This is a genomic window from Pseudomonas sp. QLc11A (genome assembly GCF_052112305.1).
GTDB lineage: Bacteria > Pseudomonadota > Gammaproteobacteria > Pseudomonadales > Pseudomonadaceae > Aquipseudomonas > Aquipseudomonas laurylsulfatiphila.
The window spans coordinates 95,375-118,928 of sequence record NZ_JAVAJJ010000002.1 but is presented as its reverse complement, the minus strand read 5'-3'; the positions used below and the strand labels follow the sequence as shown (position 1 = coordinate 118,928).

Genomic DNA, 23,554 nt, shown 5'->3' with positions numbered 1-23,554 from the left:
GCCCGCGAAAGCGCCGGATCAGGCAACGCTTATCTTGCGACCAAGCACGGTGGTCCAACGCTCGGAAACAATCACCCCACCGAGGGTCAACACTCCGCCCACCAGGTGGTACATCGCCAACTGCTCATGCAACACCACCGCTGCAATCAATGCGGTAATCAACGGCAGCAAATTGAAGAACTGCGTGGTCCGGCTCGGACCCAAACGTACCACCGCCTGCATCCACGCCAACGGCGCGACCATCGAAGCCAGCAGGCAGGCGTACAGCACCAGTGGAATATTCTGCAGGGTCGGGCCGACTTTCGGTGAGGCGAGGAACAGCGGAAACAGCACTACTACGGCCACCAGCACCTGCAGATACAAGAGCACCAGCGGCGGCAGTTTCAGCTGCCATTTTTTCAACAGAGTGCTGTAGACCGCATAGGCCAGGGTGGCGATCAGCATCATCGCGTCGCCCAGGTTGACTCCGTGTTCGAGCAATGTGCCCAGGCTGCCGGACGACACCACCACCAGGACACCGGCGAACGACAGCACCGCTCCGGCCAGGGCCCCCATGGTCAGGCGCTGGCCGAGGCTGATGATCGCCATGGCGAGCGACATCAGCGGCATCAGCGACAGGATGATGCCCATGTTGGTGGCCGAGGTCAGGCTCGCGGCGAAGTACGCCAGGCTTTGATAGACCGCCATGCCGAGAACACCGAGGACAAAGATCTTGCCCAGTTTCGGGCGGATCAGGGGCCAATGGGCGAGCACCGGTTTGAGCATGAAGGGCGTGAACAGCAACCCGGCCAGCAGCCAGCGGTAGAAACCGATCTCGGCGGGGAAGATCGCCCCGGCCGACATTTTGGTGATCACGGTGTTGCCGGCCCAGATGAAAATGGCCAGCAGGGGGTAAGCGTATTGCATCGGGAAAAACCAGAACGTTAATGAAGAGCAATTATCCGCTTGTCTGGATACAAGCCTATACTTCGATCCGGACAACTCGCCCCTGATGACGGACAGCATGAGCAGTAAACACATCGACCTGCTGGATTTCAGCGAACTGCCGTCGGCGGTGTACTTCCGCTACGCCGATTTTGACGCCCACGAATACGCCGCCCCCCATCGGCATCCCTGGGGGACGCTGGAATATGCAGCCCACGGCGTGCTGCACATGGATGTCGAGGGCAGCCGCTTCATGTCGCCACCGCAATACGCAGTGTGGGTACCGCCACAGATCGAGCACAGTTTCTATAGCCACCAACCGGTCAACTACCGCGCCGTGTGTCTGGCGCCCAAGGTGTGCGCCGAACTGCCGTCGCGAGCCTGTACCCTGGCCATCAGTGACATCCTCAAGGCGATCCTCAAGGACTTCGCCGCCCGGGACGTGCAAATTCCCGAGCGCGATGCGGACCAGCGTCTGGCCCAGGTATTGGTGGATCAACTGCAACAGGCCCCGGTGCACGAGTGCTATCTGCCCTACGCCAGCAGCCCGGGATTGCTGGGGATTCTAGAAGCATTGCAGACCGAGCCTGGGGATAACCGGCCGCTGGCGGAATGGGCCGCACGCATCCATGTCAGCGAACGCACCCTGGCGCGGCAGTTCGTGCGGGAGCTAGGCATGAGCTTCGGTGAGTGGCGCCAGCGCCTGCGTTTTCTGGCGGCGATCGAAGCGCTGGACAGCCAGCGCAGCATTCAGGAAATCGCTTTCGACATGGGCTACAGCACCGGCTCGGCGTTTATCGCGATGTTCCAGCGCCAGGCCGGGTGTACGCCGGAGCAGTACCGGCGCAGCCATCTGGAGAACAGGAAGGTGTAACAGGGCTTGTCTACACTCCAGTACAAGGCCGTGCCCCCTCGGTGTGGCGACCAGGAGAAAACTCCATGATGATGTTGCGTGTCCCGTTGTTGATGATCGGTTTGCTGCTCTGCTCCCAGGGTTTCGCCGCCACAGCCCAACAGGAAAAGATGACTACCTGCAACGCCGACGCCACGGCCAAAAGCCTCAAGGGCGACGAGCGCAAAGCCTTCATGAGCACCTGCCTGAAGGCCGCACCGGCGGCAAACGATGCCGGCAAGGCCTTGACGCCGCAGCAAGAGAAAATGAAAACCTGCAACGCCGACGCCACCACCAAAGCCCTCAAGGGTGATGAGCGCAAGGCGTTCATGAGTGATTGCCTGAAGAAAAAGTAAACCTGGACGCTTGTGGTGAATGGGCCGCCCTCTTCGCGGGCAAGCCCGCTCCCACAGGGATCCTGGATGCCTGCGCAATTTTTGTTCAGCACAGAAACCATGTGGGAGCGGGCTTGCTCCGGGCGGCGTTCCGACGAAGAGGCCGACAAGGGCGCCGAGTCGCTTGAGCTGCCCCCGACCAAGGTCGACCCACACAATCCTAGTGCTCGCACCGGATCGCTGGCAGACTGCCAATCCTTTTTACGCCGTTCGTTTTTGAGGCTGTATGCCAACGTTTTCTCAGCGTCAAGTTCTGCTGGTCATCAGCTGGGTCATCATTTTTGGCGGGCTGCTGCTGGTCCTGCCGCTGCGGTTGCTGCCGAGCCTGCTCGCCGGGTTGCTGGTGTTCGAGCTGGTCAACATGCTCACCCCGCAACTGCAACGGCTGATCGAAGGCCGGCGCGCGCGCTGGCTGGCGGTGGCCTTGCTGGGGACACTGATTGTCAGCGTGCTGTCGCTGATCTTTGCCGGCGCCTTCAGCTTCCTGCTGCACGAGGCGGAAAACCCCGGCGCTTCCCTCGACAAATTCATGGGGGTGGTCGACCGCGCACGCGGGCAACTGCCGCCGTTCATCGACGCCTATCTGCCGGCCAGTGCCGCCGAGTTTCGTGTGGCCATTGGCGAGTGGGTCAGCAAGCACCTGAGCGAGTTGCAACTGGTGGGCAAGGATGCGGCGCACATGTTCGTGACCTTGCTGATCGGCATGGTGCTGGGCGCGATCATTGCGTTGCAGCGTGTACCGGATCTGACCAAGCGCAAACCGCTGGCGGCGGCGCTGTTTGATCGTCTGCACCTGCTGGTCCAGGCGTTTCGCAACATCGTGTTCGCCCAGATCAAGATTTCCCTGCTCAACACCATTTTCACCGGTATTTTCCTGGCGGTGATCCTGCCGATGTTCGGCATCAAGCTGCCGCTGACCAAAACCCTGATCGTGCTGACGTTCCTGCTCGGCCTGCTGCCGGTGATCGGCAACCTGATGTCGAACACCCTGATCACCATCGTCGGTCTGTCGCTGTCGATCTGGGTCGCCGTCGCGGCGCTGGGTTACCTGATTGTTATCCACAAGCTCGAATACTTCCTCAACGCGCGTATCGTCGGCGGGCAGATCAGTGCCAAGTCCTGGGAGTTGCTGCTGGCGATGCTGGTGTTCGAGGCCGCGTTCGGCCTGCCGGGGGTGGTGGCGGGGCCGATTTACTACGCGTATCTGAAGAGCGAGTTGAAGCAGGTGGGGATGGTTTGATCATTCAGATTGGTGTTGCTTGATCTGACGCCATCGCGGGCAAGCCCGCTCCCACAGGAACAGCGCACGACCTGTGGGAGCGGGCTTGCCCGCGATGGAGGCGCCTCGGTTTCGGATCAGTCCATCGAGCCGTAGCGTTTCGCAGCTTCGATCGCCAGACCACTGCCGATACTGCCAAAGATGTTCCCTTCCACATGCCGCGCCTTCGGCAGCATCGCCGAGACGCTGTTGCGCAGCGCCGGAATGCCGCTCGAGCCGCCGGTGAAGAACACCGTGTCGACCTGATCGACCCGGACATCGGCGTCGGTCAGCAATTGGGTGACGCTGTTGCGCACCCGCTCCAGCAGGTTGTCGATGGCCGACTCGAACAGCGCACGGCTCAAGTCCACGCTCAGGCCCGCTTCAATGCGGTCCAGCGGCACGTGGCGGTTGTCGGCGTGGGTCAGCTGGATCTTGGTTTCTTCCACTTCCATCGCCAGCCAGTGCCCGGCGCGCTGTTCGATCAGCTTGAACAGGCGATCGATGCCGCCGGTGTCTTCGATGTCGTAGCGCATGCTGCCCAGGGCCAGTTGCGATTTCTGTGAGTACACCGAGTTGATCGTGTGCCAGGTCGCCAGGTTCATGTGATGGCTGGTGGGCATGTAGGCGCCGCTCTTCATCCGGCTGCCGTAGCCGAACAGTGGCATCAGGCCGGCCAGCGAGAGTTGTTTGTCGAAGTCGGTCCCGCCGATGTGCACGCCGCCGGTGGCGAGGATGTCGTCCTGGCGGTTATCCACAGCACGCCGCTCTGGCGACAGGCGCACCAGGGAGAAGTCGGACGTACCCCCGCCGATGTCGACGATCAGTACCAGCTCTTCTTTCTCGATGGTCGACTCGTAGTCGAATGCCGCGGCAATCGGTTCGAACTGGAACGAGACTTCCTTGAAACCGATCTTGCGCGCCACGTCGACCAGGGTGTCTTCGGCTTCCTTGTCGGCCATCGGGTCGTCGTCGACGAAGAACACCGGACGACCCAGCACCACTTCTTCGAATTCCCGACCGGCGGCGGTTTCGGCACGGCTCTTGAGCTGGCCAATGAACAGTCCGAGCAGGTCCTTGAACGGCATGGCCGTGCCCAGGACGCTGGTGTCGTGCTTGATCAGCTTGGAACCCAGCAGGCTCTTGAGCGAGCGCATCAGGCGGCCTTCGTAGCCTTCCAGGTACTCGTGCAACGCCAGCCGGCCGTACACCGGGCGACGTTCTTCGATATTGAAGAAGACCACCGACGGCAGGGTGATCTTGTCGTCCTCCAGCGCGATCAGCGTTTCCACGCCGGGGCGCAGCCAGCCGACGGTGGAGTTGGACGTGCCAAAATCGATACCCACGGCACGGGCTGGAGATGCGTTGTTCATGTCTTTCAGGTTCCGGTTAAAAAACGGCCGCGCAGTGTATGCCAGTGCGCGCCAGAATCGAAGGCCGGTTATCTGCTAATTCTTCGCAAACAATGCCTTGAAAGATGGGGCATCCCCCCCAAACTACCCTGCATCAACCGGACAGCGGCGGGCGTGCTCGCAAGAAGCCCCGCCGGCTGCCGATAAACTTCTGCTGCGCCGCCCGGTCACAAATTTGAGATCGGTCAAACCAACGGCTGCAAACAAGCGCATGCTGTGGCCCGTGGCGCGATTTGATAACGGATGGTGATTCCCGCGATGGACTTCAAAGACTATTACAAGATTCTCGGTGTGGAGCCGACCGCAGACGATAAGGCGATCAAGGCCGCCTATCGCAAGCTGGCGCGCAAATACCACCCCGACGTCAGCAAGGAAAAGGACGCCGAGGCCAAGTTCAAGGACGCCTCGGAAGCCTATGAAGCGCTGAAAAGCGCCGACAAGCGCGCCGAATACGATGATCTGCGCCGCTATGGCCAGCACGGCCAACCGTTCCAGGGACCACCAGGCTGGCAAAGCCGTGGCGGTTTCGGTGGCGGTGGTCAGGACACGGGCGATTTCTCGGACTTCTTCAGTTCGATCTTCGGCAACCGTGGGCCTGGTTTCAATGGCGGTGGACAGTCGCGTCGCAGCACCGGACGTCGAGGGCAGGACGTGGAAATGGAGCTTGGGGTTTTTCTCGAAGAAACGCTGTCGACCGAATCGAAGAAGGTCACCTTCCAAGTACCGCAGTACAACGCGGCCGGCCAGCATGTGAGCAACACCAGCAAAAGCCTGAACGTGAAGATTCCGGCCGGTGTGGCCGACGGCGAACGCATTCGCCTCAAGGGGCAGGGCGCTCCGGGTGTGGGTGGCGGCGCCAATGGCGACCTGTACCTGACGATCCGTTTCGCACCGCACCCGAAATTCGACGTCGAAGGCGATAACCTGATCATCACCTTGCCACTGGCTCCGTGGGAGCTGGCGCTGGGGGCCGAAGTCGCCGTGCCGACCCTGACCGGCAAGATCAACCTCAAGGTGCCGGCCGGCAGCCAGAACGGCCAGCGCATGCGCGCCAAGGGCCATGGCCTGATGAACAAGGCCGGTGAGCGCGGTTACCTGTTTGTGCAATTGAAGGCCGTGATGCCGAAGAAATCCGACGATGACATCAAGGCCCTGTGGCAGGAGCTGGCGAAAAAAGCCGCGTTCGACCCGCGAGAGCATTTTTGATCCCTTAGAACCAAGGAGTCACTGACAATGAGCAGTCCCCTGATCGTTCAACTGGACATGGCAGAATTCTGTGAGGCGACCGAGCTGTCGGACGTCTACGTGATCGAAATCGTCGAGCACGGCATCCTCGAACCTCAGGGCGCTCAGCCCAAGGACTGGGTTTTCAACGACTATGAGCTGACCCTGGCCAAACGTGCCGCCAAGCTGCGGCGCGACCTTGACCTGGAGTGGGAAGGCGTCGCCCTGGCGCTGGACCTGCTCGAAGAGGTGCAGCAGCTGCGCGCCGAGAACCGCATGCTCAAGCAGCGGTTGGGGCGGTTGTTGGTCGAGTAGTTCCTCAAGTAATAACCAACACTAACTCTGTGGCGAGGGGGCTTGCCCCCGTTCGGGTGCAAAGCGCCCGCCAATCGAGCGACCAGGTACAACTGACAAAAATGCAGTGCCTGGTTTCAGGACTGCTGCGCAGCCCAACGGGGGCAAGCCCCCTCGCCACAATGGCCCTATATTGTCCTCGGCAACACCACGGTAAAGGTCGTGCCATCCGTCTCACTGGAACTGACTTCAATCGTCCCCTGGTGGGCGTCGACCACTTCCTTGACGATAAACAACCCCAACCCAAGGCTGGTAGTGGGCTCGCCGAGTTCTTCGCTGGCACTGCGCACCAGCGGGTCGAAAATGGTCGGGATCGCATCGCAGGGGATGGGGACTCCATCGTTCTGCACCGTCAGCCGAACGCCGTCGGCCTCGCCCTTGAGGGTCAAGGTCACTTCACGTTTGCTCGAGCCATGCTGCAAGGCATTGCCGATCAGGTTTTGCAGCATCTGATCGACCCTGCGCGGGTCCCAGGTACCGCGGGTGTCACCCTGTACCGTCAGGGTCGGATCGCACTCCGGTTGACCGGCACAGGCCCGCGCAATCGCGTCCTGTGCCGCTTCGGCCAGGTCCATGGGCGTCGGTTCGATCGGCAGGTGCTTGCCCAGGCGACTGCGCACCAGTTCCAGCAAATCCCCGACCATCACTGCCAGATGTCCGGTGCTGCGCTGGATATTGATCGCGCACTTGAGCGCATCACCTTCCAGCGCGGCTTTGCGCAGCAGAATTTCGGTGGACATGCTCACCGCCTGCAGGGGCGCGCGCAGGTCATGGCCGAGGATCGCGAGGAAAATGTCCCGGGAGCGGTTGACCATTTCGGCATAGGCGGCGGTGGATTCGGCCAGGGCTTCGTCGATGGCTTCGTTGAAACGGATCATGTCCTGGAAGTAGGCCAGGTCAGGTGACTGCAGGCTGTTGACCCACAGGCGGATGACACAGGCGCGCAAATGACGGAATTCACTGGTCATCTGCACCAGGTCAAAACCCACGGTATGGCGCAACTCGCCATGGCTGGCGCCGGCCTCGTCGAGGCTCGGGGTTTTCTCCGGGCCTTCGCCGCGTGCCTTGGCCGCTTGTTCGGCGGGTGTCTGGGGCTTGCACATGTCCCGGGCCGCGGCCAGCAGGATCGACCTGGCATGGTCGCGCAAGGCGGTGCTGTCCATGGACTCGGCGGCCGGGGTGATGGTTTTGGCGAACTGCTCCCACTCATCGACGATGCGATCAACCTGTAGCACGATGAATTCGGAAAGACGCATGGCGGTTACCTGAGCATGAATCGAGGACAGCGAATCGAATAGTAGTCCCTTTGCCGGAAAAAACACGACCGCTCGTTCGGTGGCATAAGTCCAGGCCTCTGTGGCGGTACTTATGTAATGACGGCTCTTTGAATTTCGAACGGTGGAAGCCTTTTTTCAGGGGCGGCCCAACGGTTTTTTGGGCTTTTGTTTGGCGGGCGGGTTGGCGAAGCTGTGGGTTCAAATCCAGCCATCAAGGTGTTGTAAAAGTGTCTGAATTGCATGGAAGCCATTCACCGCAAACCATTGAAACCACAGGCGTCGAACACCAGGGTGTACATTACCGTCGCGTATTCGACGGGATACCGCGCGCCCTGAAAAATGCCCCGCCTGCAAGGCTCAAATCCCTCGAAACCCTGAAGCCGGTGATGCCCGAGTGGTACAGCGGCGCACGGGCCATGGACCGCCAGTACCTGAAGCAGTTGATCGAGGAGCGCTGGCGTTTTCAGGGTGTACTGGACAAAACCCTGGGCAGCTTGCAACACGACATTGAGACCTTCGCCGAGCCGCTGCTCAGGGAGATGTTGCAGGCGAACTTCAGCTCGGTGGAACGCGCCGACGAACTCAGCGTGCAGCTCGAGGTGCCCAGTACGATCATCTTCGGCATCGACACCGGCGCCAGTCGCGTCCGCCAGTCCACCTTGCTGGAGGCGGCACTGCACAACTTCGAGGAAGCTGAAACCGTCGAAGGGGCGCTCCGAGACAGTTCCGGTATTTACCGCAAGGACGGTCGGGGCGGTCTCAGCCTGGAGCCGGCCATTGCCCTGCCGGATTTTGCCGCCTTGTGCCGCTGCCTGGACATCGGCGGGCAGTACCAGCGGCACATCAAGTCCGTCCTGTTGCCCGATACCCCGCAAGCACAGCGAACCTTGCAACAAGACTCGGTGGCCAGTGAACAGGCGGCCTTTCATGTGGCCGCACTGATTGCCCGATTAAAGGGTGATATCAGTGACCATGCCTACGCCAAACTGGGCCAGGTGCGTGAGGGGCAGGCAAACATCAGGCTGTACGACCGGCCATTGCATGCTCATCGCTTGTCGCTGATGGGCTTTCGGTTGACCGGCATCGTGTTGTTCAGCGCGGTCAGCGAGCCATCGCAGATAAAGCGCGAAGTTGAAGCGTTGACGCCGGCGCTGTTGAGATTCTGGATCGACTGGTCGCGCCGCATTCCTGTTCTGCCGGGTCGGGAATACGAGCAGTTCAAACTGCTGCAAGCCTTCTTCGCCAATGGGCCGCAGGGGTTGAGCGATGAACTGTTGCGCCGCGACGATATCTATCAACAGAGTCGTATAAGCGGTCCGTTGATCGCCTATGTGCCCGATGATCCTGACCATCCATTGAAGGAGTATCCCTCGCTGACCGCGTTCATGAAGGCGCTCCTGGGTCAGTTGAGAAGTACCGATTACCAGGCCTTTTTCAGCCGCTTTGTGGCGCAGAAGGACAAGGGGCTGTTTTTCACCCGGGTCAAAGAGCGTCTCACGACCTACACCTGGCATGAGCGCGAACCGCTGGACATGGGCCCGTGGTGGCGTGAAACGGCGGTCGAAAATCCCGATGCGGAACCGGTGACCAACCAGATCGCGGATGATCTGTGGATCACCCTGTTTGTGGAGCGGCGTAACAAGGCCATCGCCGATGCCCGGCTGATCGCGGTACCGACCGGTGACGAGGATGCCAACGCACGCTTCAAGCGCCTGACCGGTTACCTGTCGATCGGCTGGAATGTTTTCAATTTCGCCGCAATGCTGGTGCCGGGGCTGGGGGAAGCCATGCTCGGCATCATGGTCGCGCAAATGCTCGCCGAGGTTGCCGAAGGCGTCGAGGACTGGAGCAAGGGTGACAAGGAACAGGCTTCGGCGTACTTCAACGGGGTCTTGATCAACTTCGCGCAACTGGCACTGATGGGCGCCGGCCATGTGTTGCCCGGCCCCGCTGTCGCACCGATCAAGGTGTCGCCGTTTGTCGAGGGGCTCAAGCCAGTGGAAGTCGGCGGCAAGGAGCGGTTGTGGAACCCTGATCTCGCCCCTTATGAGCAAACGATCGCATTGCCCGATGGGGCGAAGGCTGGTGACACTGGGCTGTACCGTTATCAGGAGCAAGACCTGCTACGCCTCGATGACAAATGCTATGCCGTCAGGCAAGACCCGGAAACCGGCCAGCATCGGCTGCAACACCTGACTCGCGCCGAAGCCTATCAGCCGCTGTTGGAGCACAACGGTGCCGGCAGCTGGAAGACCGAGCTCGATCAACCGCTCGAATGGGATCGGCGTGTAGTGCTCAGGCGTCTGGGCGCTTCGGTGGATGGGCTATCCGATGAGACCCTGGAGCAGATTTTGACTGCCAGCGGTGTGCATGAAAACACCTTGCGCCGGCTCCATGTCGAACATGAAACTCCGCCCGCGTCATTGGTCGATACCCTCAAGCGCTTCAAGGCCCATGCCGATGCCGAAGCCGGTGCGCAACAGATTCTGGCCCATCGGATCAGTAACGATTGGGCGGATTACTCGCTTCGACTCATGACGGAATTGCGCGGCTGGCCCGGCGACAAGGCCATTGAAGTCTTCCAGGGACCGGGCCTGACCGGTGTATCGATCAAGGAAGGCTACGCCAATGCGTCAGCGACCAATACCTTGCAGATGACCTGGTCTGAACTGCTTGCGGGTGAGTTGCCGGAACGGGTGGTCGGTTTCCTTGACGAAACAGCGCTACGCGAACTGCTTGGAGAAGGGTATTTCGGTGACCAGGCGAAACGTGCCCAGGCACTTTGTGATCAATGGGCGGCGCTGGCGCGTCAGCGCAAAAGTCAGTTGTTCGACCTGTTGTACAAGCGCCGTACCCGGTCGGACGATCCGTTGGTGAACATGCTCAAGGATGATGGGGCTGATATCTCTGTCAGTCAGGCGCAGGAGTTGCTGAGTGACGCGCATCCCTCGGATGTGCAGCATTTGAACGAAAAAAAACGTGTCCCGTTGAGACTGGCTCAACAAGCTCGGGAGGCAGCGGAACAACTGCGTGTGACACGGGCTTATGAAAGCCTGTACCTCGACGCACTGCACAATCGCGATACCGCACGCCTGGAGCTGCACTCGCTGGCCGCATTGCCGGGCTGGCCGGCGGATCTGCGTCTGGAAATCCGTGAGTATTCATTCACGGGATCACTGACCGACAGTCTCGGCCCCGTCGACGCGACGACCCGCAAAGTGCTGGTCCTGGGTGAGGATGGCCAATACGAGGCACGGGACGGCAGTGATCAACAGCTGCACGGTGCGGACAATCTGTACGCGGCGGTGCTGCATGCCTTGCCCGACTCTGAGCGCACAGCGCTTGGCTTTGAAATCCATGAGTCTTCACGCCTTGAGCAAGCGGTCAGGGCGCAGCCGCTGGATCGATCCCGGTTTGAGCCGATTCTGCGGGACCACCCGATCACCAGGCCGGCTTACGACCCGAGCGTCATGCGCTTGCGTGGCGGCATGCGTGGCTATGCCCGACAAGCACCGCAAGGCGTGGGGCTGCGACAACGGGCTCATGCACTGTATCCGGATTTTACTTCGGAGGAAGTCGAGGCACTGCTGGCGGGTTTCGGTCAGGGCGAAGGGGCGGTGCATGAACGGCTGACCGTGCTGGAGGCCGAGTTCAACCAATTGAACCGTGCCCTGCAACGCTGGATGAATTCGCCGACGCAATCCGCTCGTTTTACCCCGGCGGGCGTGGCGGAATGGCATGCGCGAAACAACATCTATAAAACGCTCAGGCAATGCTGGCAGCGCACCGGGCCGGAGGGCATCGAGGCTTTCGGGGTAGTGCGGCCGCAGGCGTTGAGTCTGGATAACATTCCCAGACTGAACCGACTGCTGGAAACCCTGCCGAAACTGGAGGCCAACTTCGATCATGTCACCAGCCTGAGCCTGCGCGGTGGGCAGTTGCGTTCCGGGAACCTGTCGTTCCTCGACCCGTTCCATCAGGTGCGCTACCTCAATCTGCAAGACAATCTGCTGACCGCTTTCCCGCCGGTACTGAAGGACATGCGTCATCTCACCGACCTGTACCTCAACGACAACCGCATCGAGCTGGATCTAGTGGCAGTTGATCGCCTGAAGAATCTGACACGCCTGAGGTCGTTGGCGCTGCGCGGCAACCCACTGAAGCTCATTCCTGATGTCAGCCGGATGCCGCATTTGCAGGTATTGGTGTTGAGCGATGCCGGACTGGACAGTTGGCCTGTCGGTCTGTTTTCCCAATCGCGGCCACGCAGTATTTTCATTGAATTGAGCCGCAATCCGATCAGCCGGATACCGCAAGTCGCGCCCGGATCGTTTCGCGCCGAGCTGCTGGCACGCACGGTGATCAGCCGGGAGCCGCACTGGATTTCTCCGGAAAATCTCGACACCCTCAGGTTGTACATCGAGTCGGTCGGTATGGACCCGGACCGCCCATACCCACCCCGAGGTCTGCTCGACAGCGCGGAATGGTGGATGGGCATGACCGAGCGGCAATGGCAGGAAAAGCAGGAAGTCTGGAACGAGGTCGAAGACGAGTTTGGTTCGGTGCCGTTTTTCAATGAACTGCGCAAGCTCACCCAGTCCGCCGACTTCAAGGCCGGCGGTGACTATCAGACGGAACTGACGACCAAGGTCTGGCGCATGCTCGAAGCCATGGCCAGCGACAGTGAACTGCGAAGCAAGCTGTTCAACGAGGCGGCAACGCCCACCGAGTGCGTGGATGGCGGTACGCAACTGTTCAATGCCATGGGCGTGCAGGTGATGGTGCATGAAGCCTACGCACTGGTGCGTGCGGACCTGATCGAGGCGCAATTGCTGGAACTGGCCCTGGGCAAGTCCCGGCTCGATGAACTCGGTGCCATCGCCCGTCAGCGGGTGTCTGCGCGGTTGGCTAACGGCGAACGGTTCCGTCGCTACGACGCCAATGGCGATGTGATCGGCACTATCGATGAAGTGGAAGTGCACCTGGCCTACATGACCGATCTGGCGGAACGTCTGGATCTGCCGTGGCAGGCGCGGGGCATGCAGTTTCGCAACATCGCCGGTGTGAGCAAGGAGATGATCGAAGCAGCGTTCCAGCGGATCAAGGCGCTGGAGGAAGGTGATCTGCTGATTGATCGCCTCTTCGAGCAACCGCTCTGGCGAACCTGGCTGGAGTCTACTTACCGCGAGGAATTGAACGGCTTGAAGCGCAGGATCGACGCCACCACCGATTTGCAGGATGCGTTGCAGCGCAGGGCCGAAGGTACGCGGCTCACCGCCGAGGGAAAGGCGGCGGTGGAGGCGGAAATCAAGGGGTTGTGCAGTGAGTTGGGCAAAAGTGAAACTGACTTTGCGAACGGCAAGCTGATGACTGACGAGGAATATGTTCAAGCCTTGGATGACATCGATCTGCAGATTACGCAGTTGCTGAAAAAACTGACACGGGAAGCGATGATTCGGGCCAAGCTGGATCGGCTGCGGATTGACTCCGTTCAGTAATCACGGAAAAAACAAAGGCCTCGACACAGGGTGTGCGAGGCCTTTGCTCGTGTCGCGGTAGCCTTATTCTGCCAGGTCCTGCTACAGGGCCTTGATGTTATCGTCCGACTTCTTCGGCATGACGGCTTTCAGCTGCACGAACAGGTAACCGCGCTCACCGGCCTTGTTCATCAGGCCATGGCCCTTGGTACGCATGCGCTGGCCATTCTGGCTGCCGACCGGCACCTTGAGGTTGATCTTGCCGGTCAGGGTCGGCGCGGCGACTTCGGCACCCAGTTACTGTAAGAGTGTATTGAACTAATCGAGCAATAGCGGTGTTGAACAGTACGCGAGGTCAAAGTAATTCATAGAGATGTAATGTTTTTAGTGTCGCGGCGTGGATAATCTGTGCGGGTGGTATATAAGTATATTTTAGTATTCGAATGTTCGATGGCTATGGTATTCATCTTCGTGGTTTTTCCGTGGTTATTTGGTTTTTTATTTGGGTGGGCTTTTAGTAAGTTCTATGCTCGATAAAATGCCATGAGCGTTTAAAATTATGTCTGAATTAAATGTACCTCTTGCAAGTAATCGCGAAGTTATGTCAGCTGAAGATAATGGGCGCCACTATGAGTTTGTCAAAGATAAACTTCCAGCCTGGCTTTTGAGCGCCACGCGACAACGACGAAAGGCCTTGCGCGATGTTGGTCTCACCCTTCCGGCTTGGTATATAGCTGCATCGCAAGCTCACCAGGATGCGTTCAAACACAGTAGTCAGCAGAGTTTCTCTTCGCAGAGCGCGGTCGATCAACTGCTGGTTAATCTGGAGGACGTCAAGGCATTCGCACGCCCCCTCTTGAGCGGGGCAATCCTGGAGCAATTCAAGGTCTCGGTTGATGTCGATCGTACGCAGTTGCGACACTCGGTTCCCAGCCCCGAGCCATTTGCCGATGCTATTTCATTGAGCAGTAGCCTGTTGGACGCGGCCTTGCATAATTTTTCCGAGGATGACGAAACGGATACTTATGGTGCAACGCGAACTGGTGACTCGGTGCGCCTTCTTTCGTCGCAGGGACGGTTACCTTTCACCGTTGAACAGTTTGCAGCACTGTGTCGACAGTTGGACTTGGGGGGCAAGTATCAGGCGCATATCAATTCGGCGCTGGGGTTGGGGGAAACTGTGGCCGAAGGGGTCTTGAAAGCCAGGGTCGTGCTCAGTCAACAAGATGCGTTCCACGCGGCGATCGATCTCGCGCGAATGCAGGGTGATATTGACAAGTCCGGTAATGATTCGAGTGTTTATAACGTCCTGATGAAGGTCAAGGAGCACTCGAACGACTTGATGCTGGATGGCAAGCCCGTTCAGTTCAATGGGTTGAAACTGCTTGGGGACACCGAGTTGATCGGAGTTGTGCTGATCGGTCCTGATCGCCTCAGCAGTGATCGGGTGCAGCGCCTGGTTGTCTATATTCCCCATGACCCCGTCAGCCCGATCAAAGAGTACGCATCCGCGCAGCAATTCCATAACGAATTGCGTGAGCGGCTGCGTGATCGCAAGTATCAGGATTTTTTCAGCCGGTTTGTCAAACAGGAGGATAAAGCGCGTTTTTTCAAGCGGTTGAATGATCGCCTGACACCCCTTAAGCAGGAACCGAACAGCCGTGTATATGTACGAGCCCCTGATCCTGCCGCCAGGATCCATATGGAGGAAACGCCGGTCGGAGGGGCGCTTTGGGTATTTCTCTTCGACCAGCATTTGAACAAACTCCTCAACGATGCGAAGTATGTTGCGGTGTCCACGGCAGATGCCGATGCACAGGCCCGCCATGAAAAAATGCTCGGCTATTTGGGGATCGCGCTGTCTGTCTTCAACGTGGTTGCATTATTTGTCCCGCCCCTGGGGGTGGCGATGATGGCGGTCATGGCCGTTCAATTGACTGATGAGTTGGTAGAGGGCATCGAGTCATTGGCGCAGAGCGATTCGGATGAGGGATTTGCGTATCTGATGGATGTCACGCAAAACGTTGCTCAGCTTGCCCTTCTGGCGGCGCTTGGCGCCGAGAGCGCTGAGCCCGTTGCGCCGCTTAAGCGCTCACCTTTCTTCGACAGTATGAAGCAGGTCACCCTACCGAATGGGGAAGCCCGTTTGTGGAAACCCGATCTAAAACCCTATGAGCACACGGGGGCATTGTCAGAAGGTCTGAAGCCGAATGAACTGGGCCTGCTGCGGCACGATGGTCAGGAGTTTTTGCCCTTGGGAGATAAGCGCTATGCCGTGAAAAAGGACCCGGTTAGCGGCAAATACAGAATCGCGCATCCTGACCGGGCGAATGCCTATGCACCTGAGTTGAGCCATAACGGCTCCGGCGCCTGGAGTCATGAAGTGGAACAGCCGAGGACCTGGGAGGGGCCAGAACTCATGAGGCGCCTGGGGCATAGCGTCAGCGGGTTCAGCGATACCGAGCTGGTGCAGATTCGCGAAGCCAGCGGCACCGATGAAAGCGTCTTGCGCAAGATGTACGTCGAGAACGAGTCACCGGCGCCGATGCTGATCGATACCATCAGTCGATTTGACGCATACAAGCAGGTCGAGAGCTTTATCGCCGACATGAAGAGCGACTTACCCGCCGGGCCGACAGTGGATCATTCGATCAATCAACTGCATGTCATGACGCGTTATGGCAGGTGGCCGGACACGGTGTCGATACGGATTCTCGATGGGCAGGCAAATACGCTCTGGGAATACGTCAATCCACGGGGCGCACCGGACAAGATACGGGTCGTGCAGATACATGATGCGCAGATACGTGACGGGCGTCTGTTGAGAACGTTCCTGGAGAGCCTTGATGAAAGTGAAACCAATGTTGTGCTTGGTCAGCGGCCTGGAACCCCCCGCGATACTCTGGATAAGCGTGTCGAGACGCTGTGCGCAAGTCTCGCCAAGTTTGCCGAACACCATAAAGTCGAGTTCTTCAATGATGTCTACAACGCCAGGAGCGGGAGCAGCGATCCACGGCTCAATTTGATCAAATCGCGCTTTTCCAGTGTGCCCGTGAAAGTGATCGAACAGTTGCTGGCTGAAGCCAGCAACACTGAACGACAGCAAATGGCTAAATGGGACTTCGACGACAGGTTTCAAACCAAACCCATACCTTTGCGTTTGGCGGAGGAACTGCGCTGGATCCAGCGCGAAGTGCGTCTGTCGCGAGCTTACGAGGGGCTGTATCTGGAGGCGGTGATCAATCAGGATGCCGAGACGCTTGTGCTCAACTCACTCGAGAAGCTGCCAGGCTGGTCGAACGATCTGCGCCTGGAAGTTCGAGACGGCTCGTTCAATGGTGATCTAAGGGCCAGTGTCGGTGCGGAAACGGCCGTCAGCCGAAAGGTTCTGGTGCGCGGTGCAGAGGGGCTGTACGAGGCCCGTGACCAGAACGATGGTCATTTGCACGGCGCGGATAATTTCTACGCCGCGCTTCAGCATGCCTTGCCCGATGGGGCGCGCAATGCAATAGGTTTGCCCGATGTGGGGCAAGGACCGGAGCTGCAGGCATTGATCAGGCGGCATGTATTGACTCGCGGTGAATTGCGCTCACGGTTGGGCATGCAACCGATCAGGCCCGGTTTCAGGGCGCCTCAGCGCTGGGCCGATGGTCGCTTGGGCTATCCGCTGTCCGGGCGTGGGGCTGGTATGAACCCGCGGCAGGTGTCGAACAAGGAGCGAATACTCAGGCTTTTCCCAGGTTTCACCGATGGTCAAGCCGAGCGCTATCTGGCGTTTATTGAAGCAGAGAATCCCGAACTGATTCTGTCTAACCTGGAGGCCGAGTTTCAAGGTTTGCTGAATTGGTCGGAGCAATGGCTGGCGACCCCTTCTACGCGTATTTTGCCAGATGGCAGTGTCGTGGCGGTCGAGCAGTATGATAAACAAGTGGTCGTTGAGTTCCTCAAGCGTTGCTGGCAAAGAAAGACAAACAGGCTTTCTGCCAGTGGTTATCCTCGTGGAGGCGAATTGACTCTGCGAGGTCGGACCGTCGGGGCGCTTCCTGCTCTGGACGCGACCTTTCCCCATGTGGAATTTGTGAACCTGAGTGAAATGGGGCTCGTGGCGACTCCCAACGAGTTTCTCGAATCCTTTTACAACGTTCGACAGTTGAATCTCCAGGCAAACCGACTGGTAGACATACCCGCGCAGCTGGATGAGATGGAGAATCTGGTCAGGTTGGACCTTTCCAGAAACAACATCAGGCTAACCCCCGATGACGCAGCTTTACTGGCTGGCAGGCGTAATCTTGAAAAGCTGTACCTCAGCCATAATCCGCTGGAGCGTACTCCTGACTTCAGTCAGATGACCGAGTTGACCGAAGTTCGCTTGCAGGCCACCGGGATCAGTCAATGGCCGGAAGGTCTTTTTTGGCCACGCCATCTGCAAATGGTCGATCTGCGTGATAACCAGCTCACTTCGTTTCCCGATTGGGCGGTGAATCCACCACCGGACCAGGCGAGGGCAATCAATCGAGTATTGAGGATCACCGAGTTGAACGGCAATCCTCTTTCAGAGCGTGGCATACAGCAGTACGCGGACATTCTGGCGCGTATTTACCTGGATGAGGATGGCGCGGGTTTGATGCCGGTTCCCGCCGAGGCACCGGCTAATCGGGGGGCCGAAGGGGGTACGTTGGCGCCATCGGAGCAGAGGGTCGATCGATGGCTGAGCAATATTCCTGCTGCTGAACACACAGCAAAAAAACAGCTATGGACGCGCCTCGACACAGAGTCCCTCGATCGGGAAGCGGCCGGAGATGAGATGGGTGGCGCAGTCAGTGAAAGCGAGGAATTTTTCCGATTATTGGAAAAACTGAGTAAAACGGCGGAGTACAAGAAGGCTTATCCCGATCTCGAAGCTCGGGTCTGGGCAGTCCTGGAAGCGGCTGGAGAGAATGCGCAGTTGCGTGACGAGCTGTTCCAGGCGGCGGGAGAGCCGCAAACCTGCAGCGATCGTGCTGCCCTGATGTTCAGCGACCTGGAAATCAAGGTGCAGGTTCATAAAGCCTTGGCACGTGTTGGCGACAAAGGCGCGGGCGCTGAACTGCTCAAGCTGGCCAAAGGATTGTTCCGTCTGGATCAGGTTGAAACATTTGCGCTCAAAGATATAAAAGAACGTATTGAAGCGATTGCCCGCTCCAATGCCACGGTAAGAGAGAAGGGCCAGCAACTGTTATTAATGGATCAAATTGAAGTACGGCTTTCCTACCGGGTGAACCTCCGGGAAAAGCTCGATTTGCCGGGGCAGCCTACTCAGGCCGATTACACCGGTTCGCAGTACGTGCCTGCCGCGAAACTGGAGGCAGCAGAGCAGCATGTAAACAGCCTGAAAGATTCGAAGGCAGAGATTGATTCGATTGCGCGCCGTGATTTCTGGGGCGAATACCTGAAAGAAAAGTACCGCTCCAGGTTCGATCTGGCTTATGCACCTATCGAGCAGCGCCTGGAAAAACTGGACATTGATAGAGAATCGCTGACCAGCGATGCCTATAACACTCAGTCCAGGGCTTTGGCTGATGAGGCAGGGGAGGCCGAGCGCAAGCTGACCGATCTGTTGACTCCGCAGGAAATTCTCGACCTGGAAGATGGCGATAACCACGCGTGACGATGCGCACTGGTTCAACCGAGCCCCGAATGTCGCAAGGAGCGGCATTCGGTTTTTCTTCGAGTCAGAACAGAAAGTACCGTTGCGCCATTGGTAACGTATCCGCCGGTTCACACCACAGCAAAACCCCATCGGCCTTGACCTGATAGGTCTGCGGATCGACGTCGATTTTCGGCAGGTAGTCGTTGTGGATCAGGTCGGTTTTCTGCACGTCGCGGCAACCTTTGACCACTGCGATTTTCTTCTTCAAACCCAGCGCTTCAGGCAAGCCTGCCTCCTGTGCCGCCTGACTGATAAAGGTCATGCTGGTGGCGTGCAGCGAACCGCCGAAGCTGGCGAACATCGGGCGGTAGTGCACCGGTTGCGGTGTCGGGATCGAGGCATTGGCGTCGCCCATCAGGCTGGCCGCGATGGCACCGCCCTTGAGAATCAGCGTCGGTTTCACGCCGAAAAACGCCGGACGCCAGAGCACCAGGTCCGCCCATTTGCCCACTTCGACCGAACCCACTTCATGGCTGATGCCGTGGGTGATCGCCGGGTTGATGGTGTACTTGGCGATGTAGCGTTTGGCGCGGAAGTTGTCGTTGCCCTCACCATCACCGGGCAGCGGCCCGCGTTGTTTTTTCATCTTGTCGGCGGTCTGCCAGGTGCGGGTGATGACTTCACCGACCCGCCCCATGGCCTGGCTGTCGGAGCTGATCATCGAGAACGCACCGAGGTCGTGGAGGATGTCCTCGGCGGCAATCGTCTCGCGGCGAATGCGGCTTTCGGCGAAGGCCACATCCTCGGCAATGCTTGGGTCGAGGTGATGGCAGACCATCAGCATGTCGAGGTGTTCGTCGATGGTGTTGCGGGTGAACGGCCGGGTCGGGTTGGTCGAACTCGGCAGCACGTTGGCAAAACCGCAGGCCTTGATGATGTCCGGCGCGTGACCGCCACCGGCACCTTCGGTGTGATAGGTGTGAATGGTGCGGCCCTTGAAGGCGGCGAGGGTGGTCTCGACGAAACCGGATTCGTTGAGGGTGTCGGTGTGGATCGCCACCTGCACGTCGAACCGGTCGGCCACGCTCAGGCAGTTGTCGATGCTCGCGGGTGTGGTGCCCCAGTCCTCATGCAGCTTGAGGCCGATGGCACCGGCCTTGACCTGTTCGATCAACGGCTCCGGCAAGCTGGCGTTGCCCTTGCCGGTGAGGCCGATGTTCATCGGGAATGCGTCGGCGGCCTGAAGCATGCGCGCCAGGTGCCACGGCCCGGAGGTGCAGGTGGTCGCATTGGTGCCGGTAGCCGGTCCGGTGCCGCCACCGATCATGGTAGTGACACCGCTCATCAATGCCTCTTCGATCTGCTGCGGGCAGATGAAGTGGATGTGGGTGTCGATGCCGCCGGCGGTGAGGATCATGCCTTCGCCGGCGATGACTTCGGTGCTGGCGCCAATGGCGATGTTGACGTTGGGCTGGATGTCCGGGTTGCCGGCCTTGCCGATCGCCGCGATGCGCCCGTCCTTGAGACCGACGTCGGCCTTGACGATACCCCAGTGATCGATGATCAGCGCGTTGGTGATCAGGGTGTCGACCACGTCGGCGGCCAGCAGCTGGCTCTGACCCTGGCCGTCACGAATGACTTTACCGCCACCGAATTTCACTTCTTCGCCGTAGGTGGTGAAGTCCTGTTCCACTTCGATCCACAATTCGGTATCGGCCAGGCGCACCTTGTCACCGACGGTGGGACCGAACATGTCGGCGTAGGCTTGTCTTGAGATTTTCATGCGCTTGCCTTGGGGGTTTAATTGGATTTGAGATCGTTCGCTGCGCTCACTATCGCGAGCAAGCTCACTCCCACAGAGGAACGCGATCAACTGTGGGAGCGAGCTTGCTCGCGATGACGCCAGTGCGGCCGCAGCGTTACTTAAAGATCACCCATGATCCTGCCGGCAAACCCGAACACCCGACGATGCCCCGCCAGATCCACCAACTCCACCTCGCGACTCTGCCCCGGTTCGAAACGCACCGCCGTGCCGGCCGGGATATTCAGGCGCATGCCGCGACTGGCGGCACGGTCGAACGCCAGGGCGTCGTTGGTTTCGAAAAAGTGATAATGCGAGCCGACCTGGATCGGCCGGTCACCACTGTTGGCCACCTTCAGGCTGATCGTGCGGCGGCCGACGTTGAGTTCGATGTCACCGGGCTGGATCTGGTATTCACCGGGAATCATCATTGGGCTCCTTGGAGAATCTTGTAATAAAGGGCGGTCGGTTTGTAGCGGCCGCTCGGGTCGCAGGCGTAGTCGGGGATTTCACCGGCGCGGGTATAGCCCAGCGATTGGTAGAAGGCTTCGGCGGGCGAACCGGCCTCGGTGTCGAGGTACAGCATGCCGCGCTTGTGTTGCAGGGCGGCCGCCTCCAGCGCGCTCATCAGTTGCTGGCCCAGACCGCGACGCCGGGCATGTTCGCGCACCAGCAGCTTTTGCACTTCGGCGCGGTTCAGGCCGTTGGCTTTCTGGCACAAGCCCAACTGCACGCTGGCCTGCACCTGTTCGTCCTTGACCACCACCCACAGCAACAGATTGCCCTTGTTCAGGTTGTCCTGGACCTCATCAAAATAGGCGTGTGCCTGGGTCGCATCGAGGCCGGCCATGAAGCCGACACTGGCCCCATAGCCGACGGCGTCGAGCAGCAGGTCGATCAGGCCCTGACGATAGTGCGCAAAGCTTTCAACGTTTACGCGTCGCAGTTGGGCGGCGTTCATCGGGTATTACTCCTGGTTGATGCCTGGCGGCTGCGCGCCGGGGTTGAGGGTCAGTTGCATGAACGTCAGGTCCAGCCAGCGGCCGAATTTGGTGCCGACCTGAGGCATTTGCCCGGTGGTGATGAAGCCGATGCGCTCATGCAAACGAATGGACGCGGCGTTACCGCTTTCGATGGCGGCGACCATCACGTGCTTGCCGCAGCCTTTGGCGCGCTCGACCAGCGCTTCCATCAGCTGTGGGCCGAGGCCGTTGCCGCGCTGGTCGCTGCGCACGTAGACCGAGTGCTCGACGGTGTGGCGGAAACCGTCGAAAGGTCGCCAGTCACCGAATGAGGCATAGCCCAGTACCGAATTTTCACCATCGACGATCACCAGAATCGGGTAAGCCTGGGATTGCCGGGCGCTGAACCAGGCCTGACGGTTGCCGAGGTCGACCGCCTGTTCATTCCAGATCGCTGTGGTGTTGAGCACGGCGTCGTTGTAGATGTCACAGATGGCCGGCAAGTCGGCAGGCACGGCATCGCGGATGTGGTAAGTCATGGCGCGGCCTCAGGCGATGGGTTGGTGGACGGTGACCAGTTTGGTGCCATCGGGAAAGGTGGCCTCGACCTGGATTTCCGGGATCATTTCCGGGATGCCTTCCATCACTTGTTCGCGAGTCAGCAGGGTGGTGCCCAAGTGCATCAGGTCGGCCACGGTCTGGCCGTCACGGGCGCCTTCGAGCAGGGCCGCGGAGATATAGGCCATGGTTTCCGGGTAATTGAGTTTCACGCCGCGCGCCAAACGCCGCTCGGCCACCAGGCCCGCGGTGAAGATCAGCAGCTTGTCTTTTTCGCGTGGGGTCAGGTCCATCGTAGACATCCATCTGGGCAGATTAAAAAGTTCGGATCTGTGAATACAAACCCTGTGGGAGCGGGCTTGCTCGCGAATGCGGAGTGTCATTCAACATCAATGCTGACTGGCCCACCGCATTCGCGAGCAAGCCCGCTCCCACATTCGATCGCATTTCAGGTGCTCCATATTCTGGGTGATACGGCCTCGCGACCCAGAAGGGCGGGGCGTAACAACTTCCAAAGTTCAATCAACCATCCCCGCGCCAACAACGCTTCACTGGCCAGACACCGTGCAACCAGCAACCCCGGCAACTGGGTCAAATCCCCGCGCACGTCGTTGGGCAGCGAGCGGCATTTCTCCAGCAGTTCGCTATCGATCTCACCCGTCACCAACAACGTGGCAAACACCGGTTGCCCGTCGAGCCCTATGGGCGAATCAAGTAAACCGTCCGCTCCGACAATGCGCTGACGTTCATGCCAGAGCAACTGGCCGTCGCGGCGCACACCCAGTCGTGCCTGGAAATGCCCAAGGTCGAAGCGCTCGCCACTGGCCGGACGGCCCAGGGCCACGACGTCCCAGTAGAACAGGCGCGCATCGCCTTCAAGGTCGATGGAGGTGCTGAGTTCAGCCTGGGCCGCACTGAAAATGATCGTCTCCTGGGGCAGCCATTCCAGTGTCGCACCGGCCGCCACCTTCAGATTCAGCTGCTGATAGGCGGGACCAGCGGCGCGATACCACTTGGCCGCGCCGGGGCTGGTGATTTGCGCCCAGGCATTGCCCTCGACGCTGGCCGAAATGTCCAGTCGATCACCGCCGGCAATGCCGCCGGGTGGGTGGACGATGATGTGCTGGCAGACTTCCGGCCCTTCGGCATACAGGTGCTTTTGTACCCGCAGCGGGCCTTTGTGCCGACGCTGGACCGGGCGCGTGGTGTTGTCGAATCGGGCGTAGCCCAGTTCCAGTTCGGCATGCCAACTGGGGGTAAACAAAACGCCTGAAGCCGGAAGAGTCATAGTCAATGCTTGTCGAGAGGTCATCAGGATGTTTGCAAAGGCTGTGCCGCAAGGCATTGCAGGCAGGAGGTGGCTGTTTAGTGTCGTGATGCACCAATAGCGT

At 59.4% G+C, this 23,554-nt stretch carries 16 protein-coding genes and 1 pseudogene; 7 read left to right on the top strand and 10 right to left on the bottom strand.

Translation table 11 applies throughout. The features are described from left to right. Nucleotides 1-18 precede the first annotated feature (18 nt). Complete coding sequence (locus tag Q8X48_RS03455) at nt 19-906, bottom strand: DMT family transporter (protein ID WP_015093260.1); 888 nt, start codon at nt 904-906, stop codon at nt 19-21. A gap of 97 nt (nt 907-1,003) precedes the next feature. Between Q8X48_RS03455 and Q8X48_RS03450 the strand changes: the two genes are divergently transcribed. The 3 genes from Q8X48_RS03450 (at nt 1,004) to Q8X48_RS03440 (ending at nt 3,451) form a co-directional block, all read left to right on the top strand. Beyond that, entirely contained in the window at nt 1,004-1,798 is a 795-nt protein-coding gene (locus Q8X48_RS03450; protein ID WP_407799652.1) for an AraC family transcriptional regulator, read from the top strand. A 65-nt stretch (nt 1,799-1,863) separates the two neighbouring features. Beyond that, a complete protein-coding gene (locus Q8X48_RS03445; RefSeq protein ID WP_126048961.1) occupies nt 1,864-2,172 on the top strand; it encodes a PsiF family protein in 309 nt (102 codons plus the stop codon). A gap of 265 nt (nt 2,173-2,437) precedes the next feature. Further along, nucleotides 2,438-3,451 carry an AI-2E family transporter gene (locus Q8X48_RS03440; RefSeq protein ID WP_015093263.1) on the top strand — a complete coding sequence of 338 codons (1,014 nt, stop codon included), beginning with the start codon at nt 2,438-2,440 and terminating at the stop codon, nt 3,449-3,451. A 116-nt stretch (nt 3,452-3,567) separates the two neighbouring features. Here the strand turns inward: Q8X48_RS03440 and Q8X48_RS03435 are convergent, their stop codons facing one another. Continuing rightward, a complete protein-coding gene (locus tag Q8X48_RS03435; protein WP_407799649.1) occupies nt 3,568-4,842 on the bottom strand; it encodes an Hsp70 family protein in 1,275 nt (424 codons plus the stop codon). A 297-nt stretch (nt 4,843-5,139) separates the two neighbouring features. Here Q8X48_RS03435 and Q8X48_RS03430 point away from each other — a divergent pair, with 297 nt between their 5' ends. Next, entirely contained in the window at nt 5,140-6,087 is a 948-nt protein-coding gene (locus tag Q8X48_RS03430; protein WP_015093265.1) for a DnaJ C-terminal domain-containing protein, read from the top strand. 27 nt (nt 6,088-6,114) lie between these two features. Further along, nucleotides 6,115-6,420, top strand: a complete 306-nt coding sequence (locus Q8X48_RS03425; protein WP_007979663.1) for a chaperone modulator CbpM — start codon at nt 6,115-6,117, stop codon at nt 6,418-6,420. 167 nt (nt 6,421-6,587) lie between these two features. On the opposite strand, the gene Q8X48_RS03420 is transcribed toward Q8X48_RS03425, so the two are convergent. Next, nucleotides 6,588-7,715 carry a sensor histidine kinase gene (locus Q8X48_RS03420; RefSeq protein WP_407799647.1) on the bottom strand — a complete coding sequence of 376 codons (1,128 nt, stop codon included), beginning with the start codon at nt 7,713-7,715 and terminating at the stop codon, nt 6,588-6,590. A gap of 248 nt (nt 7,716-7,963) precedes the next feature. On the opposite strand from Q8X48_RS03420, the gene Q8X48_RS03415 reads away from it, so the two are divergent. Beyond that, entirely contained in the window at nt 7,964-13,234 is a 5,271-nt protein-coding gene (locus Q8X48_RS03415; RefSeq protein WP_407799645.1) for a dermonecrotic toxin domain-containing protein, read from the top strand. 81 nt (nt 13,235-13,315) lie between these two features. Here the strand turns inward: Q8X48_RS03415 and Q8X48_RS03410 are convergent. Next, a pseudogene (locus Q8X48_RS03410) lies at nt 13,316-13,510 on the bottom strand (DnaJ C-terminal domain-containing protein); the annotation flags it as partial. A 262-nt stretch (nt 13,511-13,772) separates the two neighbouring features. Here Q8X48_RS03410 and Q8X48_RS03405 point away from each other — a divergent pair. Continuing rightward, nucleotides 13,773-18,860, top strand: coding sequence for an NEL-type E3 ubiquitin ligase domain-containing protein (locus Q8X48_RS03405; protein ID WP_407799643.1), 5,088 nt, complete (start codon nt 13,773-13,775; stop codon nt 18,858-18,860). A gap of 64 nt (nt 18,861-18,924) precedes the next feature. Here Q8X48_RS03405 and ureC read toward each other — a convergent pair whose 3' ends face one another. The 6 genes from ureC to Q8X48_RS03375 form a co-directional block, all read right to left on the bottom strand. Further along, nucleotides 18,925-20,625: an urease subunit alpha gene (gene ureC / locus Q8X48_RS03400; protein ID WP_407799641.1), complete on the bottom strand. Its 1,701-nt coding sequence runs from the start codon at nt 20,623-20,625 to the stop codon at nt 18,925-18,927. Between the two features lie 140 nt (nt 20,626-20,765). Continuing rightward, on the bottom strand, nt 20,766-21,071 hold the full coding sequence (locus Q8X48_RS03395; protein WP_007979653.1) for an urease subunit beta: 306 nt from the start codon (nt 21,069-21,071) through the stop codon (nt 20,766-20,768). After that, on the bottom strand, nt 21,071-21,604 hold the full coding sequence (locus tag Q8X48_RS03390) for a GNAT family N-acetyltransferase (protein ID WP_015093269.1): 534 nt from the start codon (nt 21,602-21,604) through the stop codon (nt 21,071-21,073). The genes Q8X48_RS03395 and Q8X48_RS03390 overlap by 1 nt, the downstream gene beginning before the upstream one ends. Before the next feature lie 6 nt (nt 21,605-21,610). After that, nucleotides 21,611-22,144: a GNAT family N-acetyltransferase gene (locus Q8X48_RS03385; protein WP_095964740.1), complete on the bottom strand. Its 534-nt coding sequence runs from the start codon at nt 22,142-22,144 to the stop codon at nt 21,611-21,613. A 9-nt stretch (nt 22,145-22,153) separates the two neighbouring features. Beyond that, nucleotides 22,154-22,456: an urease subunit gamma gene (locus tag Q8X48_RS03380; RefSeq protein WP_015093271.1), complete on the bottom strand. Its 303-nt coding sequence runs from the start codon at nt 22,454-22,456 to the stop codon at nt 22,154-22,156. A 155-nt stretch (nt 22,457-22,611) separates the two neighbouring features. Continuing rightward, complete coding sequence (locus Q8X48_RS03375; protein ID WP_407799639.1) at nt 22,612-23,451, bottom strand: urease accessory protein UreD; 840 nt, start codon at nt 23,449-23,451, stop codon at nt 22,612-22,614. Between the last annotated feature and the right edge of the window lie 103 nt (nt 23,452-23,554).

Excerpts from the sequence above, each read along its gene's own strand:
- Q8X48_RS03455 (WP_015093260.1), bottom strand. The coding sequence starts at position 906 with ATGCAATACGCTTACCCCCTGCTGGCCATTTTCATCTGGGCCGGCAAC.
- Q8X48_RS03450 (WP_407799652.1), top strand. The coding sequence starts at position 1,004 with ATGAGCAGTAAACACATCGACCTGCTGGATTTCAGCGAACTGCCGTCG.
- Q8X48_RS03445 (WP_126048961.1), top strand. The coding sequence starts at position 1,864 with ATGATGATGTTGCGTGTCCCGTTGTTGATGATCGGTTTGCTGCTCTGC.
- Q8X48_RS03440 (WP_015093263.1), top strand. The coding sequence starts at position 2,438 with ATGCCAACGTTTTCTCAGCGTCAAGTTCTGCTGGTCATCAGCTGGGTC.
- Q8X48_RS03435 (WP_407799649.1), bottom strand. The coding sequence starts at position 4,842 with ATGAACAACGCATCTCCAGCCCGTGCCGTGGGTATCGATTTTGGCACG.
- Q8X48_RS03430 (WP_015093265.1), top strand. The coding sequence starts at position 5,140 with ATGGACTTCAAAGACTATTACAAGATTCTCGGTGTGGAGCCGACCGCA.
- Q8X48_RS03425 (WP_007979663.1), top strand. The coding sequence starts at position 6,115 with ATGAGCAGTCCCCTGATCGTTCAACTGGACATGGCAGAATTCTGTGAG.
- Q8X48_RS03420 (WP_407799647.1), bottom strand. The coding sequence starts at position 7,715 with ATGCGTCTTTCCGAATTCATCGTGCTACAGGTTGATCGCATCGTCGAT.
- Q8X48_RS03405 (WP_407799643.1), top strand. The coding sequence starts at position 13,773 with ATGTCTGAATTAAATGTACCTCTTGCAAGTAATCGCGAAGTTATGTCA.
- ureC (WP_407799641.1), bottom strand. The coding sequence starts at position 20,625 with ATGAAAATCTCAAGACAAGCCTACGCCGACATGTTCGGTCCCACCGTC.
- Q8X48_RS03395 (WP_007979653.1), bottom strand. The coding sequence starts at position 21,071 with ATGATTCCCGGTGAATACCAGATCCAGCCCGGTGACATCGAACTCAAC.
- Q8X48_RS03390 (WP_015093269.1), bottom strand. The coding sequence starts at position 21,604 with ATGAACGCCGCCCAACTGCGACGCGTAAACGTTGAAAGCTTTGCGCAC.
- Q8X48_RS03385 (WP_095964740.1), bottom strand. The coding sequence starts at position 22,144 with ATGACTTACCACATCCGCGATGCCGTGCCTGCCGACTTGCCGGCCATC.
- Q8X48_RS03380 (WP_015093271.1), bottom strand. The coding sequence starts at position 22,456 with ATGGACCTGACCCCACGCGAAAAAGACAAGCTGCTGATCTTCACCGCG.
- Q8X48_RS03375 (WP_407799639.1), bottom strand. The coding sequence starts at position 23,451 with ATGACTCTTCCGGCTTCAGGCGTTTTGTTTACCCCCAGTTGGCATGCC.